The organism is Synechococcales cyanobacterium CNB (assembly GCA_030263455.1).
Classification (GTDB): Bacteria; Planctomycetota; Phycisphaerae; order Phycisphaerales; family UBA1924; genus CAADGN01.
Window position 1 is genome coordinate 227,963 of record SZOZ01000001.1, and the last position, 19,154, is coordinate 247,116.

General features: G+C 68.9%; 13 protein-coding genes and 1 tRNA gene. 9 read left to right on the forward strand and 5 right to left on the reverse strand.

Annotated elements, in window-relative coordinates:
• Positions 1 to 96: 96 nt before the first annotated feature.
• Positions 97 to 702 carry a riboflavin synthase gene (locus FBT69_01005; protein MDL1903379.1) on the forward strand — a complete coding sequence of 202 codons (606 nt, stop codon included), beginning with the start codon at positions 97 to 99 and terminating at the stop codon, positions 700 to 702.
• A gap of 109 nt (positions 703 to 811) precedes the next feature.
• Here the strand turns inward: FBT69_01005 and FBT69_01010 are convergent, their stop codons facing one another.
• Complete coding sequence (locus FBT69_01010) at positions 812 to 2,461, reverse strand: M23 family metallopeptidase (protein ID MDL1903380.1); 1,650 nt, start codon at positions 2,459 to 2,461, stop codon at positions 812 to 814.
• Between the two features lie 189 nt (positions 2,462 to 2,650).
• Between FBT69_01010 and FBT69_01015 the strand changes: the two genes are divergently transcribed.
• Together FBT69_01015 and FBT69_01020 are read left to right on the forward strand one after the other, a co-directional pair.
• Entirely contained in the window at positions 2,651 to 3,181 is a 531-nt protein-coding gene (locus tag FBT69_01015) for a crossover junction endodeoxyribonuclease RuvC (protein ID MDL1903381.1), read from the forward strand.
• Positions 3,114 to 4,706 (forward strand): sigma-54-dependent Fis family transcriptional regulator, encoded by a 1,593-nt coding sequence (locus tag FBT69_01020; GenBank protein ID MDL1903382.1) that lies wholly within the window; start codon positions 3,114 to 3,116, stop codon positions 4,704 to 4,706. The genes FBT69_01015 and FBT69_01020 overlap by 68 nt, the downstream gene beginning before the upstream one ends.
• A gap of 3 nt (positions 4,707 to 4,709) precedes the next feature.
• Here FBT69_01020 and FBT69_01025 read toward each other — a convergent pair whose 3' ends face one another.
• The 3 genes from FBT69_01025 to FBT69_01035 form a co-directional block, all read right to left on the reverse strand.
• Positions 4,710 to 5,342, reverse strand: coding sequence for a hypothetical protein (locus FBT69_01025; GenBank protein MDL1903383.1), 633 nt, complete (start codon positions 5,340 to 5,342; stop codon positions 4,710 to 4,712).
• Between the two features lie 104 nt (positions 5,343 to 5,446).
• Positions 5,447 to 7,732: a type II and III secretion system protein gene (locus FBT69_01030; GenBank protein MDL1903384.1), complete on the reverse strand. Its 2,286-nt coding sequence runs from the start codon at positions 7,730 to 7,732 to the stop codon at positions 5,447 to 5,449.
• A gap of 103 nt (positions 7,733 to 7,835) precedes the next feature.
• Positions 7,836 to 11,213 (reverse strand): phosphoribosylformylglycinamidine synthase, encoded by a 3,378-nt coding sequence (locus tag FBT69_01035; GenBank protein MDL1903385.1) that lies wholly within the window; start codon positions 11,211 to 11,213, stop codon positions 7,836 to 7,838.
• 408 nt (positions 11,214 to 11,621) lie between these two features.
• Between FBT69_01035 and rnhA the strand changes: the two genes are divergently transcribed.
• Complete coding sequence (rnhA, locus tag FBT69_01040) at positions 11,622 to 12,080, forward strand: ribonuclease HI (GenBank protein MDL1903386.1); 459 nt, start codon at positions 11,622 to 11,624, stop codon at positions 12,078 to 12,080.
• Positions 12,081 to 12,176: 96 nt separating this feature from the next.
• The gene (locus FBT69_01045; protein ID MDL1903387.1) at positions 12,177 to 13,247 is read left to right on the forward strand and encodes a M42 family metallopeptidase; all 1,071 of its coding nucleotides are present in this window, start codon (positions 12,177 to 12,179) and stop codon (positions 13,245 to 13,247) included.
• 13 nt (positions 13,248 to 13,260) lie between these two features.
• Here FBT69_01045 and ligA read toward each other — a convergent pair whose 3' ends face one another.
• Positions 13,261 to 15,471, reverse strand: coding sequence for an NAD-dependent DNA ligase LigA (ligA, locus tag FBT69_01050; protein ID MDL1903388.1), 2,211 nt, complete (start codon positions 15,469 to 15,471; stop codon positions 13,261 to 13,263).
• A gap of 56 nt (positions 15,472 to 15,527) precedes the next feature.
• On the opposite strand from ligA, the gene FBT69_01055 reads away from it, so the two are divergent.
• From FBT69_01055 to FBT69_01070, 4 genes are all read left to right on the forward strand, one after another.
• Positions 15,528 to 16,433, forward strand: a complete 906-nt coding sequence (locus FBT69_01055) for a bifunctional 5,10-methylenetetrahydrofolate dehydrogenase/5,10-methenyltetrahydrofolate cyclohydrolase (protein ID MDL1903389.1) — start codon at positions 15,528 to 15,530, stop codon at positions 16,431 to 16,433.
• A 57-nt stretch (positions 16,434 to 16,490) separates the two neighbouring features.
• The gene (locus FBT69_01060; protein MDL1903390.1) at positions 16,491 to 16,793 is read left to right on the forward strand and encodes a twin-arginine translocase TatA/TatE family subunit; all 303 of its coding nucleotides are present in this window, start codon (positions 16,491 to 16,493) and stop codon (positions 16,791 to 16,793) included.
• Between the two features lie 31 nt (positions 16,794 to 16,824).
• Complete coding sequence (locus FBT69_01065; GenBank protein MDL1903391.1) at positions 16,825 to 19,008, forward strand: hypothetical protein; 2,184 nt, start codon at positions 16,825 to 16,827, stop codon at positions 19,006 to 19,008.
• Between the two features lie 48 nt (positions 19,009 to 19,056).
• Positions 19,057 to 19,131 (forward strand) — tRNA-Met (locus FBT69_01070).
• The last annotated feature ends 23 nt before the right edge of the window (positions 19,132 to 19,154 follow it).

Genomic DNA, 19,154 nt, shown 5'->3' on the forward strand with positions numbered 1-19,154 from the left:
CGCCCGCAGGGACCGGCAGTATCCGGCCTGACCCTCCGTTGGTCAAGCCTAGGACGGGTTGGCGCGTTCGCTCGGCGAGGTTTCTACGCTGTCGGCGTGTTCACCGGCATCGTTCAGGCTGTCGGGCGGGTGGATGCCCTCACGCCGATCCCGGCGGGGCTGCGGATCCAGATCGACCCGCAGGGGTGGGCGTGCCGGCCCGAGCCTGGGGAGTCGATCGCGGTCAACGGGGTGTGCCTGACCTGCCATGCCCTTCCGGACGAGTTGCCGATGCTGGTCTTCGACGCGGTTCCTGAGACGCTGACGCGGACGACTCTCGGCTCGCTCGCTCCCGGGTCGCGGGTGAACCTCGAGCGATCGCTGCGTGCGGACTCACTGCTCGGCGGGCACCTCGTGCAGGGGCACGTCGATGCGCTGGGGACGGTGGAGCGCATCGCGCGCGAGCCGGAGTGGCGCGTGCGAATCCGCACGCCGGAGTCGCTCACGCCGCTGGTGGTGCCGAAGGGGTCGATCGCGGTGGACGGCGTGTCGCTGACGATCGCTTGCACGGAGCCGGGACGGGCGGCGTTCGAGGTTGCGCTGATCCCCGCGACACTGGAACGGACGACGCTCGGTGGCCTGGTCGAGGGAACGCACGTGAACCTCGAGACGGACATCATCGCGCGGACTGTGGTGCACGCGCTGGCGCGCATCCGCGGATGACCGCACTGGGTGGCGGGTGCGAGCGAGTGTGATGAAAGCCGGCGCACCCTTTGATGGGGTGCGCCGGCGAGGCGTGCGGGGCGTCTCTCTCGTGTCGCCCCGGGGAGCCTCAGGCGAGGCGTCGGCGGCGTACGGGGATGAGGAGCGTGCCGCCGAGGAGCGCGAGTGTCGCGGGGCCGGGGACGACGTTGAAGCGGTCGAAGGCATCGAGCCGGCGGGTGAAGTAGTCATCGCCGTCGTAGTCAGCGACGAGCCAGTAGGAGCCCATCTCGCTGAGGGGCGAGAGCGTGTGATTGAAGAGTTCGCCCTCGCTGTCCATCGGGGCGTAGGTGAGGATTTGTCCCTGGAGAGAGAGGGGGAGGTCGCGGTCGGGGCGCGCGGTGAGGAGCATCAGGGGAACGCCGGCGTCGGGGAGGAAGTTGAGCATCGACTCGATGATGAGCGGCTTGCCCATGGCGTAGTTGGTCTTCTCGAGTTCGACGGTCTGGATGAAGTTGTCGAGAAGGATGCGTTGGACCTTGGTGTTCTTGTTGCCCGAGTAGTCCTCGACGGTGATCGTGACGTCGTAGAAGTCGTCGGGGAAGAGGGCGTGCGCGTTCTTCGCGGCGTCGTTGGCCTCGCTGCTCGGCGTGTTCCACTTCCGACCTTCGCCCTTCCTGACGTTGGAGTTCCAGTAGAGGTCCATGTTCGCCTTCTTGACGACACCCGTGCCGTCGGCGTTGGTGACGGTGAAGCAGTGCACGAGGTCCTTGTTGTCGCCGCTGCCGTCGTTCGAGTTTGCTCGCTTGTCGTTCGAGAAGAGTGCGCGGACGAGTTCGTGGTTGCGGAAGTCGTCGTAGTCCTGGCCCGCGCCGAGGAACTGTCCACGGAAGTCCACGGTGTTGACAGCCCCGGTGTCGCCGGCGGCGGTGACGCCCTTGGCCTGGAATCCGATCTTGCGGACACCTATGTAGCGTCCGTCCTTGTGCCACTGGTCCCACGCTGAGGCGACGATGTCGAAGTCGGCCGAGCCGTCGTGGTCTTCCTTGCCGGCCTTGATGCTGCGGGTGGCGGCGCGAGCGCCGACGATGGCGGCGTCCTTGCCGGGGCCGCCGGGAACCTTGAGGAAGAAGTAGTCGTTGTCGTCGCGTTCGGTCTCGTCCATCATGCCGTGGGTGTTTTTGGTGTGAGTGCCGAGGCGGTCGTGGGCGGCGACGCGGAACCGCACCGCGCCGACAGAAGGCTTGTGGGTGTCCTCGTTTCCCTTCGCGGGCGTGACGTGGGCGAGCAGGTCGTCCACGGGCTTGCCGATCTTGGTCCACGCGCTCTCGTTGTTGGCCCAATCGAAGTGGAGGTGGGCGGGGTGACCCGTGCCCTTGCGCACCTTGCCGAGGGTCGTGCCTGCGGCGATCTTGTCGCCGACCTTGAGGTCCTTGTGCGGCTCAAGGTGGACGAGGTTGAATGTCTGTCCATAGGCGCCGGCCTTGTTCTCCGCCAGAACGAGGTAGGAGTTGTATCCATCGCTCTTGATCGCGCGGACGAAGTAGTCCTTCATCCACGCGGGCGCCTTCATCTCGTCGCCGGCCTTCACCTCGATGTCCACGCCCTCGTGGAAGTGCAGCCCGCCGGCCCTTTCCTGGTACTGGCCGTAGCCGTTGTAGAGCGGACTCTTCCAGTCGTTGGGCGTGATGGGCCAGTCGTTCTGGGCCTTGGCGGAGGAGGTCAGGGCGGAGGCCGCGGTCAGGGCGGCTGCGATCACGATCTTGCTCACGGTTCGCATGTCTGGACTCCTTGTCGTGTCGGCCGCACGCCGGCCGGGGTGGTCGATACCCGATGGCACGAACGGAGCCGCACGTGAACACTCACGCTGGGAGTTTCCGAGGGTTGTCCTCGAAGTGCGTGTTTCGGGAGTTGGGGAGGCTCTCGGCCCTCGTTCCGCGAGGGACGCTACTCTGATCTCGTGCGCGTTCTGGGCGTCGATCCCGGCCTGCGGCTGACCGGCTACGGGTGCGTGGACGGGCTGGGTGAGCGGCCCGCGCTGGTCGAGGCGGGGGTGTTGCGGCTGGGCGCGCCGCGGCCTCGCGGGGCGGATGAGCCGCGTCGTCCGCCGGACGCTGTGAGTGTGTCGGCGAGACTGGCGGAGCTGGACGGGGACTTCCGCGAGTTGTTGGTACGGCTTCGGCCTGACGTTGTGGCGGTCGAGTCGCTCTTCGCGCACTACAAGCACCCTGCGACCGCGATCGTGATGGGGCACGCGCGGGGGGTGCTGCTGCTGGCGATCCGGTCGGCTGGCGTGCGGCTGGTGGAGTACAGGCCGAACGAGGTGAAGAAGTCGCTGACGGGGTTCGGGCACGCGAGCAAGGAGCAGATGCAGGCGGCGGTGCAGGCGTTCTTTTCTTTGGCTGAGCCGCCCGAGCCGCCGGACGTGGCCGATGCGCTGGCGGTGGCGCTGTGCGCGGCGCGGCGTTTGGCGGTCGATCCGGTCAAGACGGGGTGGTGAGGGGCAAACCGGAACTCGCCGATCGTCCTGCCCTCTAGACTGTGTGCCCATGACGGAGCGCGACAGACAAGGCGGAGGGCGGCTGGTCGCTCAGGTGCTGATCGTGGAGGACGAGCCGGACCACGCGGAGGTCATGGCCGACGCCCTTCGCAAACCGGGGCACGTCTGCACGATCGTCGGGTCGGTGGACGCGGCGATGGCGGAACTCAGGGGGGGGGCGTTCGACGTCATCGTGACGGACCTGCGGATGCCCGCGTCGGCGGGGCAGGCAACGCTCGGCGGCCGGCGCGTCGGGCCGGACGGAGCGGACGCGGGGCTGCTGGTGCTGGCGGCGGCCCGGGAACTTCAGCCCGCGGCCGAGACGATCATGGTGACGGCGCACGGCGACGTGCCGACGGCGCGGGCAGCGTTCAAGGAGGGGGCGTACGACTTCGTCGAGAAGCCGCTGGACCTCGAGGTCTTCCGCGGGGTGGTGAATCGGGCGGCGGAGACGGTGCTGCTGCGGCACGAGTCCGGCCCGCTCGACGACTTGGTGCAGCACGGCGGGTTCGAGGGGATCATCGCCGGGTCGGAGCCGATGCGGCGCATCCTGCGCACCGTGAAGACGGTCGCGGCGAGCAACATCCCCGTGCTGATCACGGGCGAGAGCGGGACGGGCAAGGAGCTGATCGCGCAGGCGGTGCACCGCAACTCGGCGCGCGCGAAGGCGCGGTACGTGGCATTCAACTGCGCCGGGCAGGCCGAGAGCCTGCTGGAGGACCAGCTGTTCGGGCACGTGCGCGGAGCGTTCACGGGTGCGGAGCGTGACCGCGAGGGCGTGTTCGAGTACGCGAACGGGGGGACGCTGTTCCTCGACGAAATCGGGGACATGCCGCTCTCGATGCAGGCAAAGCTGCTGAGGGTGCTGGAATCGGGCGAGGTCGTTCGGCTTGGCTCGAACGAGCCGCGGAAGACAGACGTGCGGTTCGTGAGCGCGACAAACCAGGACCTGCAGAAGATGGTGCGTGAAGGGACGTTCCGTGAGGATCTGTTCTTCCGCATCAACGGGGCGCACGTGCATCTGCCGCCGCTGCGGGAACGACGCGAGGACGTGCCTCGGATCGTGCGGCACGCGATCGCGAAGTACGCGTCGCAGCTCGCGCCGGACCGTCCGACGCCGGGGATCACCGACGCCGCACTGATGCGTCTGACAGCGTGCCCGTGGCCGGGCAATGTTCGGCAGTTGCTGAACGTGGTGCAGAACATGGTGGTGACCGCGCTGGGCGAGGCGGGAGAGAAGCGCGGCGAGGTGACGCTGGACTCGCGGCACATCCCGGACGAGGTGCGCGCGGCAGAGACGGACGACGCCGACGAGAGCTCGGGTGCGGCAGGCTCGCTCGCGGGAACGAGCCTCGAAGCGATCGAGAAGAGAGCGATCCGAGAGACGCTGCGGCTGACGGCGGGGAACCGCGAGCAGGCGGCGAAGTTGCTCGGGATCGGGGAGCGGACGCTCTATCGAAAACTGAAGGAGTACGGGCTTCGGTGACGGCTACCGACCGGCTCGCCGTGCGGACTCGGAGACGGCATCGGCGAGGGCGGCGACGCCTCGTTTGGCCATCTGGATCACCTTCGGTCCGGAGTAAAGGCTCGATACTTTGTGAGCGAGTTCGGTGCCGCCCCAGAGGACGACGCGGTCGGCACGGGCGATATCGTCGCGGGCCTGGCGCGCGCTCCGAGACGACGTGCCTTCGACGAAGGTAACGTCGAGGCGACCGGCGACGGCTTGGCGTACGTCCTCGCGCGTCGCGGGTGAGCCGCCGACGATGCAGAGGCGCGTCCAGCCCGCCGCCCGACAGGCCTCGATCATGCGGTCGATGGCGGCGGTGTTGGCGGAGCCGCCACAGATTTCGCAGGCGTCGGGGCCGGCGGCGGGGGCGATGGCGCGCCCGCGTGCGAGCCGCTCGGCGGCGGCTCGGCAGTCGCCGCGCGTGCAGACGGGCATGAAGCGTTCGCGGAGGACTCGCTCGACGTTGTCGCGTTTCGCCGACGAGATGGCGCGTTTCTCGGGGCGAGAGAGGCCGGCTTCGCGAAGGGCGGCGTCGTAGAAGGCTGGATCGCCGCCGAAGCCGAGCGAGCGGAGGAGTTCGTCCTTGGGCAGGTCGCGGTGCGGTCCGGCGGTCATGGCGCCCCCGGCGGGAGTGTACCTCCGGTCGTGGGAGATCGAAAAGAGAAGCCCGGGGCACAGGGCGCGCCGGGCGTCGGAGGGGAGAGCGGGGGTGGCGGTGGTCAGATGTCGTCGCTGACGTCGCTGACGAGGAATGGCTGTATGGTGATGAGGAGGCTGGAGGTCGTGTCGCTTTCGGATCGGGCTGAGAAGAGGCCGCCGAGAACGGGGATGTCGCCGAGGACAGGGACGCGGCCGCGGTAGAGGAGGTTGCCGTCGGATCGTCCTATGAGGCGCGTCTGTCCGTCGGGCACGACGACATTGGACTTCTGGAGGTCGCCGCCGACCGTCTGGTGCGACCAGTCCTGTGCGAACTCCCATCGGAAGATGGAGATGTCGGAGTCGTCGTTTCGGATTGCGAAGTTGTAGAAGTCGCCGGTGACACGGTCGAAGTGGAGGGCGGTGGAGTCGGGCCGGAGGTTGGTGGCGGGTTCGCCGAAGATGCCCGAGAAGTCGGAGGCGACCCAGTTGCCGATGAGTTCGGGCGCCCACCAGACGTGCCAGAGGGTGCCGCCGACGGTGAGGCTGACGTGGATGGCCTGCCAGTCGGTGGTGATGGCGCTGATGCCGGTGGCGTCGATGTTGCGCAGGCCGGAGTTGGTGGAGAGGTTGTTGTTGAAGTAGTCGTTGAGGCCCGGCGCGGTCCAGACGACGCGGAGGTCGCCGATCCCGTCGATGTAGAAGAAGTGCCAGGCGTTCCAGGGCGTGACGTGCATGTCGGCGACGGCGGTGGGGGCCGCGGGATCGCCGTCGGGGTTGACGACTTCATCGAGCACGGTGGCGACCTCGTTGCCGTTGATGTCGTAGCGGAGCGGCGTGCCGTTCTGGTTGAAGCCGGCGAAGGTTCGGTTGCCGTCGTTGTCGAGGCCGGAGACGGGTGTGATGCCGAAGGCGTCGGCGGCGGACTGGTTGACCTTCTGGGTGCTCCACTCGCCCGCGGGGCTTCGGCGGACGATGTAAACGCCGGAATCGTTGGCGCCGAAGCACTTGAGCCCCTGTCCGCCGTCGGTGAGTCCCACGGTCAGCCCGAAGGTGAACGGCCCGACGCCGCCCTGCTGTGTGACGTTGAATCGGATCTGTCGGGCGTCGGTGGTCTGGGCGATGACGTAGTGGTTGCCGTCGTCGTCGGCGACGACGGAGGCGGAGGTGAAGGTGTAGACGTTGGGGGTGCCGGGGTCGTCGTCGTCGTTGTCGTCGCCTGGGCTGAGGTCCACGGCGGGGAAGTCGCCCGGCGCGCCGTCGCGGATGAGGGTTCCGCCGCCGAAGGTGTGCTTGAACTCGGCCGCAAGGGCGGTTCGGTAGTGCCCGGTGAGGATCGTGGAGAGGTCGTCGCCGAGTTTGAAGCCGATGGATCGCTCGCCGTCGCGGGCGGTGAGAGAGAGCCAGTCCTGGTTGACGGCGTACGACCCGTCGAAGACGACGGGGGCGTTGTCACGGCCGAGGGCATAAAGGTCGTGGAGCCAGTAGTAGCGGAAGGTGGCGGCGTCGGCGAGTTCGAGGGCGCCGGTGTAGGAGAAGAACCGCTCGCTGGTGGGCGTGACGCCGAAGAAGTCCGCGAGGGCGGGGGAGCCGGCGATGGTCATGGCGTAGATGTTGCCCGCCAGGTCGGAGGCCTGGAAGTTGGCTTCGGGGTTCACCTTGATTCCGAGCGAGTAGCTGCGGAAGCCGTCGGAGCCGTCGAAGTCGGCCTGGAGAACGGTTCGGGCGGAGTTGCCGAAGAGGGCGATGGAGGAGTGACCGTCGAACTGGGTGAACCCGTCGGCGAACATGCCCGTGGAGAGGAAGTTGTAAGAGAACGGGACAGGGTCGCCGGTCTCGAAGCGTTGCTCGCCCGTGAGGCTGGTCCCGCTGATGATCCCGGGGCCCTTGGCGAGCATGAAGGTGTCGTTGACGACGTCGTTGACGAAGCCGTTGAACCAGAAGTTGCCGTCGCGTGAGCCGGGGCCTTCGGACAGGTTGGTGGCCTGGTTCATCAGGTAGGTGATCGAGACGTGGTAGTTGTTCGGCTCGTAGCCGAAGGAGAAGCCCCAGGGCCGGTTGGCGAAGCCGACGGTAGTTCTCTCCGAGAAGGCATCGGGATCGGTGAACCCGATCGAGCCTTGGAACAGGTTGTTCGCGTCGCCGAAGGTGAAGTTCGAGAACGGCGTGAGCGAGCCGCCCGCCGTGCCGTTGCGCGAGCCGAAGATGATCTGCCCGTCGTCGTCGTACTGTCCGAACTCCTGGAAGAAGTCAACAGAGGCGTTGTAGTTCACCCCCGCGGCGAAGTAGCCGGAAAGCAGGCACCGACTCTCGAGATGTTCGAGGAGCGAGGCGTGATCTCGACAAGACGAGCGTTGTTGCGGCTTCATGGCGTCCTCCACGGTGCGATGGGGTGACGTTCCCCGGATGCGAGCAGTAGAACACCTGCCGCCCCGAGCCGCAAGTCGAGGGACCATGGGTTCCGCGTCCCCTTTACCAGTCGAGCGGAGCGCGCCAGGCCCGGGCGAGGTCTTCGACCTGGGCGTCGAGCGAGGCCGCGGGCCAGCGGAGTCGGCCGGAGAAGTCGAGGACGCCGATCTGTTGGACGACGGCGCCGGTGGCGTGCTGCTGCACGATCTCCCGCACTCGGGCGACGCCGAGGGGGGGCACTTCGAGCAGGTAGCGGGACGGGGTCTCGGCGAAGGCCCAGACGGTCGCCCCGAGATCGTCGGGATCGTGGGTGAGTTCCGCGCCGATCGGTGCGTGCGGACGCGAGCCGGCGATGAGCATCTCGGCGATGGCGACGAGCGTGCCCCCATCGGAACAATCGTGCGCCGATGCGGCCAGACCCTCGGCGATCACGGCCGCGACCGCGCGGGCCTTGGCGGGTCCGAGTTCGAGGTCGGTGGTCGGAACGGCGGGGCTGGTCCAACCGCGCCTGGCGGCGTCCGCGATGGCGTTCACGATCGCTGCGGCCCGCTCGCGTCCGACCTCGGCTTCGAGGCTTTCCGCCTGCTCGCGGCCGACGAGTTTCGCCAGCCGGCGCACGGCCTGTTCGGCCTTGGAAGCGCCGAGCGCGACGGCCTCGCCGAGGTGATCCACGATCACCGGCGCGATGCCGTGCAACAGCGTGTCCACGTGGCGGCGGGCTGTCTCCGGGAGCGGGCCGACGACGGACTCGACGCGCGCGGCGACATCATCGGCGAGCGAGCGTGCGGGATCACCCAGGCCGAACGTCTGCTGGTAGTGCGACCCGCCCATCGAGGGGGACGTGCGGCCGATGAGGAGCAGCACGTTGCCGGGTCGCTTGGCATCGCTGGTGACGCACCTGGCGAGGTCGGGCACGATGCCGAGGCCGGTGATGAGCAGCGTCGGCGGGATGGCGATGGTCCGGCCGTCCTCCGTGGTGAACTGGTTGTTGAGCGAGTCCTTGCCCGAGACGAAGGGCGTGCGATAGGCCTTGGCGGCGTCGTAACAGCCCTCGGCGGCGCGGACGAGAGAGCCCAGGTTCATGGGATCCTTGCAACTCGGCCAGCAGAAGTTGTCGAGGATGGCGGTGCGGGCAGGGTCCGCGCCGACGCACACGAGGTTTCGCACGCATTCGTCCACGGCGGCCAGCGCCATCAGGTACGGATCGCCGCCGATGGCCGGATCGCCGATGCCCGTCGCAAGCCCGGACGCGATGGCGATGCCGCGGCCCGAGCCGGGCACGGGTTCGAGGACGGCGGCGTCGCCCGGGCCGCGCGAGGTCGGGCCGACGAGCGGCTTGACGACGGTGTTGCCCTGCACCTCGTGGTCGTACTGGCGGATGATCCAGTGCTTGGAGGCGATGTTGGGGTGGGCCAGCAGCCGCAGGAGCGCATCCTGAACGGACGGAATGAACGCGGAGGGCGCGGAGCGGGGCGATGAGAACGCGGAGTCGGTCGTTGACTCGGCGCTTGGCATCCACACCGCGTCGCGGGTGGGCATGGGCAGGCCGTCGTGGAGGAAGTCCATGGAGAGGCGGCCGACTTCGGCGCCGTCGTAGCGGAGGACCAGGTCTTCGTCGGGCGTGCCGAACTCGCCCAGGACGGCGGCCTCGACGTGCTCCTCCTCGCAGATGCGCCGCAGGGCGTCGAGATTCTCCGGCGGAACGGCGAGGACCATGCGCTCCTGGGCCTCGCTGATCCAGACCTCGGTGTAGGTCAGTCCTTCGTACTTGAGCGGGGCGCGGTCAAGGTGGACCTCCGCGCCGAGGCGCCGGCCCATCTCGCCGACGGCGGAGGAGAAGCCGCCCGCACCGCAATCGGTGATCGCGTGGTAGAGCGGCTCGCCGTGCTCGTCGCGCGCTCGCAGGATCGCGTCCAGCACGCGTTTTTCCTCGATGGCGTTGCCGATCTGGACCGCGTGGGCGAACTCGTCGGCGTGGGTGTCGGTGAGTTCGGCGGAGGAGAAGGTCGCGCCGTGGATGCCGTCGCGCCCCGTGCGCCCGCCGAGGGCGACGATGAGGTCGCCGTGGCGGGCCTTGCCGCGCACGCGGTCGCGCGGGAGCAGCCCGACGCAGCCGCAGAAGACGAGCGGGTTGCCGACGTAGCGGTCGTCGAACCAGACCGCGCCGTTGACGGTGGGGATGCCCATGCGGTTGCCGTAGTCGCGGACGCCCGCGACGACCTCGGTGAGCGTGCGGCGCGGGTGCAGGCAGCCGGCGGGCAGGGCGAACGCGGCGTTGTTCTCCGTGCTCTCCGCGTTCCAGTTCCCTGGGAACGCGACGCAGAAGACGTCCGTGCTGGCGATGGGCTTGGCGCCGAGTCCGGTGCCGATGACGTCGCGGATGCACCCTCCGATGCCGGTGGCCGCGCCGCCGTAGGGTTCGATGGCGGAGGGGTGATTGTGGGTCTCGACCTTGATGCAGACGGCGTGGGTGTCGTCGAACGCGACGACGCCGGAGTTGTCCTCGAAGACGGAGAGCGTCCAGTCCACGCCGTCGGCGATGAGTTCGTGCGTGGCGGCGGCGACGGTGCGCTTGAGCAGGTTGTCGATCTCGACGGTGCCGTCGGGGTGGATCGTGTGGCCGGGGCGATCGTTCCAGTCGATCGGGTCGGCGGGGCGCGGTTCGTCGCCGTCGGACGCCGCGTGCCCGCGGTAGCGGATGCGGCTCTTGAGCGTCTTGTGAACGCAGTGCTCGGACCAGGTCTGCGCGAGGGTCTCGAGTTCGACATCCGTCGGCTCGCGGCCGAGCGCGCGGTAGTGCTCGCGGATCGCCCGCATCTCGTCGAGGCTCAGGAACAGGTGGGCATCGCGGCTCAGGCGTTCGAGGTCGGCATCCGCGAGCGGCGTGAGCGTGACGTGCCGGACGTGCTGTTCCACGCGCCGGCCCGCGGGCAGGCGGTCGGGGTGGAACGGCCGCGTGTGCACCGCGTGGACGACCGTGTTCGCGAGCAGCCGCCGGGCGATCTCCTCAGCGCGGGGGGCATCGGGGCCGGCCAGGTCGTAGCGCCAGCCGGTAGAGACGCGGACCGCCTCGCCGGTCAGCTCGCGGATGGCGTCGGTGACGGTCCGAGCCGTCGGGTCCATGACGCCGGGGAGCGGGTGGACTTCGATGAGACCGGGAGCGGCGGGCGATGCGCCGAGGGTGGATCGCTCCGCGACCGGGTCGGTGAGCAGCCGCGCGGCCAGGTCGCCCGCCTCAGCGGCGTCGAGCGCCCCCTCGACGAGGTAGACCCGCGCCACGGCGATCGAGTCCAGCCTGAAGCCGAGCGAGGCCGCATCGGCGAGCAGACGCCGCCCCCGCGGGTCCGCGGCCGGATCGGCGGGACGCACCTCGACACGATGCACGGCGACACCGGGCGCGGTGGGCGCGGCGGGGGTGGTGGGGGTCGTGGGAGTGGGCATGGGCGATGGTAGAGCGGGGTGCGGGCAGAACGTCGGGGGCGCGGAGGGGGCGAAGGGGGAGGGATCGGGGGGAGAGGGGTCGGGCGGCGAGAAAGGGGGGGGCCGGATCGCGGCCGCTCGGGGCGGGGCCTCGGATGCCCTCACGAAGGGCCGGAATCGGGGGAACACCTCGGGTTTCGCGCAGGCCATGCGCACGAAACGCTCCATCCCCGAGCGCGAACGGAAGGTTCGCGCACGCGAACATGACATTCGCGCGCGGGAAGACGAGGTTCGCGCTCGCGGGCCGGACCCTCGCGTCGCCGGCCCGACCCGCCGCCGCGTGAGTTGCTTGCGCGTCCTTCGCGCCCTTCGCGTTCCGCCTTCAATCCTTGATCCCCCGCTCCCTCGCCTGCCGCTACAGTGCGGGCCATGGCCGAGCGGCATGAGACTGTGCATCTGTTCACGGACGGCGCGTGCTCGGGGAATCCGGGGCCGGGGGGGTGGGCGTATATCCTGCGCGACGAGCGGACGGGCGTGGAGAAGGAGGCGTCCGGGGGCGAACCGGAGACGACGAACAACCGCATGGAACTCGTGGCGGTGATCGAGGGGCTGGGCGCGCTCAGGCGGCCGACGGTCGTCGAGCTGCACTCGGACTCGCAGTACGTGCTCAACGGGATGCGCGAGTGGCTCCCCGCGTGGAAGGCCCGTGGCTGGCGCACCGCGGGCAGGCAGCCGGTGAAGAACCGCGACCTGTGGGAACGGCTGGACGCGCTGCTCGCCATGCACGAGGTCCGGTTCAACTGGGTCCGCGGGCACTCGGACCACCCCGAGAACGAGCGGTGCGACCGGCTGGCCGTCGCGGCCCGGGAGCGGCAGGCGGGCCGCTGATCCGGGGCACCCTACCCTTCCGGCTCCGCGTCGGCGGGCGTTCGAGGCCGGCCGTGCGACACTGAAAGGCGATTCCCCATGGCCAAGCGTGATGCGTTGAACCTGGACCTGCTCAAGCGGCTCTGCGAGACGCCCGGCGTGCCGGGGCGCGAGGAGCGCGTGCGTGCGTTGATCGAGAAGGAGGTCAAGGGGCTGTTCGACGAGGCGCGGACGGACGCGATGGGGTCGCTGATCTGCACGCGCGGGCCGCGTGGGGCTGCGGGGAAGAAGACCGGCAAGGGTTCGCGTCCGACGCGGGTGATGATCCTGTGCCACATGGACGAGATCGGGTTCTACGTCTCGCACGTGAGCGACAAGGGGTTCATCTACGTCGATCCGGCGGGCGGATTCGACGCGCGCAACCTGTTCTCGCGGCGTGTGCTGGTCTGCACGGAGGACGGCGACCTGCCGGGCGTGATGAACCCCGGTGGGCGGCCGATCCACATCTCGTCGCCGGAGGAGCGGACGAAGGTGCCGGAGACCAAGGAGTTCTTCATCGACGTGGGGCTGCCGGTAGAAGAGGTGAAGCAGCGCGTGCGGGTCGGGGACTTCGTGGTCATGCACGAGCCGGCGATGGCCATGGGCGAGAAGTTCGTGAGCAAGGCGCTGGACAACCGCGTGGCGTGCTGGCTGGGGATCGAGGGCGTGCGTGAACTGGACCGGCTCGGCGGCGAGCACGCCTGCGAGGTGGTGGTCGCGTTTACGACGCAGGAGGAGGTCGGGCTGCGCGGTGCGAAGGCGGCCGCGTACGCGGTCAAGCCGGACATCGGGCTGGGGATCGACGTGACGCTGGCGTGCGATACGCCGGGCGTCCCCGAGCCGGAGTGGGTGACGAAGCAGGGCGACGGCTTCGGGCTGCACGTGAAGGACGCCTCGTTCATCGCGGACAAGGCGCTGGTGGACGAGGTCGAAGCGGTGGCGAAGAAGCACAAGATCGCGTATCAGCGGACGATCCTCGCCCGGGGCGGCCAGGACGGGGCGGCGGCGCAGCAGGCCGCTGCCGGCGCGCGGGCGGTGGGGATCACGGTGGGGACGCGGTACATCCACACCGTGACGGAGATGATCGACGTCCGCGACCTGAAGGCGGCGCGGGACGTGATCGCGCGGTATCTGGCGGAAGTCGAGTAGACACGGCGCGGGGTCACGAAGGCAGGTGCTCGAGCAGCCTTGCCTCGTCCCAGACTTCCACGCCGAGGGCGCGGGCCTTGTCGAGTTTCGAACCCGCGGCCTCGCCGGCGATGACAAGGTCGGTGTTCTTCGAAACCGACCCGGTCACCTTCGCGCCGAGTGATTCGAGCAGTTCGGTGAGCGTGGTGCGGTCGAAGGACTCGAGCGTGCCGGTGAGCACGATGGTCTTCCCGGCGAACGGGCTGTCGGGGCGGGACGAGGCCCTGCCCGGCGGGCGGTAGTCGTGGCTGGCCAGGTCCACGCCGAGGCTCCGAAGTTCAGCGAAGGTCTTGCGTGCCGCGGCGGAATGGAGGTATTCGTACACCACGGGCGCGGTGTCCTCGCCGAGTCCCGTCTCGTAGACAGGCTCGACGGGGTCAGGGCTGCCGGTGAGTTGTCTGCGGCGGATCGACGACATGCGGTTGACCGCCATCGGCATAAGTTGCCAGACCTTCGCGGCGAGCAGTGCGTCGAGATCGGGAAAGACCCGTGCGATGGCCCTCGCCGTGGTATCTCCTACGTGGCGGATGCCCATGCCGGCGAGCACGCGGGCGAGGCCGCGAGATTTCGCCTGCTCGATGCCCGCGAGGAGGTTGTCTACGGACTTCTCGCCCATGCGTTCGAGACCGACAAGCGCATCGCGGTGCTCGCGGAGCCGGAAGACGTCGGCGAACGAGTTCAGGGGGATCGGCCGGTCCGTGCCGGCGGTCGCGCGGATCAGGTCAACCGTCTTCTCGCCCAGGCCCTCGATGTCCATCTGCTTTCGGCCCGCGAACCAGATGATCTTCTCGCGGACCTGGGCCGGGCACTCGGGGTTGATGCATCGGCGTTCGGTTTCGAGCGTCGGGTCGTCCCGCGCTTCGGGCGGCTCGATCTCAACCGGGCCATCGCAAACGGGGCAGGTCTGGGGAGCCTGCACACGCCTCGCCCCCTTCGGTCGCTTGGCGAGGACGACGCGGAGGACGTAGGGGATGATCTCCCCGGCCTTCTCGATCTCGACCGTGTCGCCGATGCAGAGGTGCGTGCAGGGGTCGGCGGGTTCGTCCACGGATAGATCGGTGCGCATCTTGCGCACCCGGCCGTAGTTGTGCAGGGTCGCGTGCTGCACGACCGTGCCGGCGATGAGCGTCGGTTCCATGACCGCCCTGGGCGTGATCCGACCGCTCTTGCCCACCTGCGGCTCGACGCGCAGGAGTTTCGTGAGTTTGCGCTCGGCGGGGTACTTGTACGCGATGATCCAGCGTGGGCTTTTGGCGGTCGTGCCGAGGCGGTCCTGCACAGACCAGGCGTCCACCCGCACGACCATGCCGTCGGTTGCGTAGGGCATCTCGTGGCGGTGCGAGGCGAACTTCTCGATCGCGCAGATCATGTCCTCGATCCTGCGGCCGCGTGCCTGGATCGGATTGACGGGGATGCCGAGGCTGCGCAGGCGGTCGAGGAAGCGGGAGTGCGAGTCGGCGAAGTGGGGGTCGGAGACTTCGCCGCGGCCGTGGGCGACGAAGGCCAGCCGCCGCTGGGCGACGGCCTTGGGGTCGAGCTGCTTGAGCGTTCCAGCGGTGGCGTTGCGGGGATTCATGAAGGGGTCGAGTTCGTCGGCCTCGCGCTGGGTGTTGATGCGTTCGAACTCGTCGAGCGGCATGTAGATTTCGCCGCGGGCTTCGAGGACACCGGGAGCGTCGCCTTCGAGTCGGAGGGGGATGGAGCGGATGGTGCGCGCGTTGTGGGTGATGTCGTCGCCGCGGGCGCCGTCGCCGCGGGTGAGGGCGAGGGCGAGGCTCCCCTTCTCCCATCGCACACTGACGGCGACGCCGTCGATCTTGGGGTCGCAGACGAGCCAGGGGGGTTCGCCCGCGAACAGCCCGCCTTCGCCGCCGAGGCCGCGCAGGACGCGGGCGTGCCACTCGCGCAGTTCGGCCTCGTCGTAGGTGTTGTCGATGGAGAGCATGGGCCGCGAGTGCGCGACGGTCCGGAAGCCCTTGATCGGCTCGCCGCCGACGCGCCGGGTGGGGCTGTTGGGGTCGGCCAGTTCGGGGTGCGCGGCTTCGAGGTCCTCGAGTTCCCGCAGGAGGCGGTCGAACTCGGCGTCGGGCATGATGGGGCGCGTGTCGACGTAGTACGCGCGGTTGGCGCGTTCGAGGAGGCTCCGAAGTTCCGCCGCTCGGCGCGCCGGGTCACGAGCGCTCATGCCGCCATCGTACTCGCCCGCCGCCGTTCGCCGCGTGCCCCGCGTATGCTGCCCGCATGACGGCCCGGACCATCGACGGCCGCGCCCTCGCGGAGGCGTACCGCGCCCGGATCGCCGGGCGGGTGGCGGCAGCGCGTGCAGCCGGCGCGAGCGTGCGGCTCGATGCGGTGCTGGTCGAGTCCGGGGACAGCGCGGCCCGCCTCTACGCGGACAACCAGAAGCGGACCTGCGAGGCGCTCGGGATCGAATACCGGCTGCACCTGCTGCCGGCGACGGCGGGATTCGACGAGATCGCGGGGCGCGTGCTGCTGCTCAATCTTGACGAGGCCGTCTCGGCGATCATGATCCACATGCCCCTGCCCGAGGGCGTGGATGCCTACCGCGTCCAGCGGTTGATCGCACCGGAGAAGGACGTGGAGGGCGTGAACCCCGCGAACATCGGGAACATCGTGTACGGACGGTCGTCGCTTGCGCCGTGCACCGCGCTCGCCACGGTCCGCATGATCCAGCACACCGGGGTGGCGCTGCGGGGGCGGGTGGCGGTCGTGGTCGGGGCGAGCGACGTCGTGGGCAAGCCGATCGCCGTGCTGCTGATGCGCGAGGACGCGACGGTCATCTCGTGCAACAAGTGGACGCCGAGGTTGGACGAACTTTGTCGAGGGGGGGACGTTCTTGTGGCTGCGGCCGGGGTGCCGGGGCTGATCCGGCGCGAGATGGTGAAGCCCGGCGCGGTGGTGATCGACGTGGGCGTGAACCGGGTGCAGGGGCCGGGTGGCTCGATGCGGACGGTTGGCGACGTCGACTTCGACGCAGTCAGGGAAGTGGCGGGTTGGATCAGCCCCGTGCCCGGGGGCGTCGGCCCGATGACCGTCGCCATGCTGCTCACGAACGTTGCCCAGGCGGCGGGCGGCTGGGCCGACGCGGATTGCGAGCCTGCGATATCACCCCAGCCGGGGCATTGACCCGGCCTCTGCCGGGGGCTTGAATTGCTGGACCCCTCCGGGGTGATTGGAGACGCGATGAACGCTCTGACTTTCGGGCTTCTCCCGAACATCGGCACGTGGGAGATGCTGCTCATCCTGGCGATCGGCCTGCTGTTGTTCGGCCGTCGTCTCCCCGAAGTCGGCAGGAGCTTGGGAAAGGGCATCGTGGAGTTCAAGAAGGGCCTCAAGGGGATCGAAGAGGACATCGAGCACCAGTCCAGCGCACCCCCTGCGAAGTCTCCGGATTCGATCCGTCCTCCCCTGACGAGCGGCGGCGAGGACGCACGCGTGTCGCAGGGCCAGCCGATCGAGCAAACGGCGACCAGGACAGCAGAGTGAGCGACCGGGGCTGAGCGGGTACCATCCGATCATGCACCCGATCCTTCTTGCGTTGTTGACGGCCGTGCCCCCCCAGCCCGACCTGCCGATCGTCGAGGTCCGCGCTGACAACACGGTCATCGACCGGTCGTGCAGGGTCGTCGTTCCGGGTGGGCGCGTGATCGCCGACGCGGACGGGAACGGCGTAGTTCACATCCGGGCGAGCGGCATCACTGTCGAGTTCGCGGAGGGATCAGCGTTGCGCGGCGCGGCGTCGGACGTGCCCTGGGATGAACACACGGGTATCGGCATCCGCATCGACGGGCAGACCGATGTGACCCTGCGCAACGCCCGCACGCACGGCTTCAGGGTCGGCATCTGGGCGACGAACGCCGACGGGCTGACGGTCGAAGGGGCGGACGTCTCGGACGGGTACGCGATGCGGCTCCGATCCACGCCGCAGGCCGAGGACGGCGGGGACTGGCTCTGGCCGCACGAAAACGACAAGCACGAGTGGATGGAGCGCTATGGCGCTGGGCTGTACGTCGAGCGGTCGTCGGGCGTCACGGTCCGGGATTGCTTCGCCCGGCGGCGTCAGAACGGCATCATCCTCGACCGCGTGACGGATTCGCGCGTGTTCGACAACGACTGCTCGTTCCTGTCGGGCTGGGGCCTGGCGATGTGGAGGTCCAGCGACAACGTCATCAGCCGCAATGCGTTCGACTTCTGCGTCCGGGGCTACTCGCACGGCGTGTACAACAGGGGGCAGGACTCCGCGGGCATCCTCGTGTTCGAGCAGTGTTCGCGGAACGTCTTCGCCGAGAACTCCGCCACGCACGGCGGCGATGGATTCTTCGGGTTCGCCGGCAAGGAGGCGCTGGGCGAGAACCCCGGCCCCGCCTGGTTCTCCGTCGAACGGGCAGGCTGCAACGACAACCTGCTCATCAACAACGACTTCTCCTACGCCCCGGCCCACGGCATCGAACTCACCTTCTCGTTCGGCAACCGCTTCATCGGGAACCGGCTGGTCGAGAACGCGATCTGCGGCGTGTGGGGGGGTTACTCGCAGGACACGCTCATCGCGATCAATCACGTCGAGGGCAACGGCGAGATGGCCTACGGCCTCGAACGCGGCGGCATCAACATCGAGCACGGGGCGAATAACCTCATCCGCGAGAATGTCTTCCGCAACAACAAGTGCGCCGTGCACCTCTGGTGGGACGACGACCAGCACCTCCTGAAATCGGCGTGGGCGAAGGCCAACCACAAGGGGTGCGCAGAGAACGTCGTCATCAAGAACCGCTTCGAGGGCGACGATCTCGCCCTCCACCTGCGCGATTGCCAAGGCACGAAAGTCGGGGCGAACCTGATGGAGGGCGTGAAACGCGAGGTCGACGCGACGCCGGGCTCCGAGCCGGAGGAGGTGCTCGTCACGATGGATATCTTCTCGCCTCCGGAGTATCCGGCGTTCGGCGAGCGGAGCCCGGTCGGTGCTCGCGCGCACCTCGCGGGACGGCGGAACATCGTGATGGGCGAGTTCTTCCCGTGGGACCACGAGTCGCCGTTCGCCCGGCGTGGGCACGCCGATGCAGGAACCGCCTACGAGGTGTTCGGCGGGAGCGATTCGCTCTCCGTCGTGCTCAACGCCGACAAGGTAACGTTCGCCTGGGAGGAGCCGAAGGACGGCGGACCGAACCGCTTCGTGCTCGGCGCGCCGGCGGGCGTGCACCCCTACGCGATCACTTTCCGCGACGGAGCATGGAGCGAGCGCTTCGAGGGCACGATCGTCGGCGCGCTCTGGACCATTCGCGTCTTTCCCTGGACAATCGACCCGCGCGAGAACCTCGAGGGCTGGCGGGCCGAGGCCCAGGGTCCCGGCGCGATGGAAGCGACGGCCAACGCGCTCCAACTCAAGTTCGCCCACGGCGGCCCCCGGACGGTCGGCCTCTCGGATGAGATCACCACCGCCGGTCCAGGCCCGGATCGCTTCGGCGTGATCGCATCGACCCGCATCCGACTCTCGCCCGGTCGGTGGCGGGTCTCGACGCTCAGCGACGACGGCGTTCGGGTGACCGTGGACGGCAGCGTCTTGCTCGAGAACTGGACTTGGCACGCCCCGACCCGCGACAAAGCAGAGTTCGTCATCGCCGAGGAACGAATCGTCGAGGTCGTGGTCGAGCACTTCGAGATCGACGGGTACGCGGTCCTGACGTTCGACATCGAGCCGGCGCCCTGACCCTCGTTGCCGCCCGGGGCGGCGGGGCTAGACTTATCCACGGCTGACGGCGAGGTAGCTCAGCTGGTTTAGAGCGGCGGATTCATAACCCGCAGGTCGAGGGTTCGAGTCCCTCCCTCGCCATTCCGTTTGCAGCCCGCTCGGTT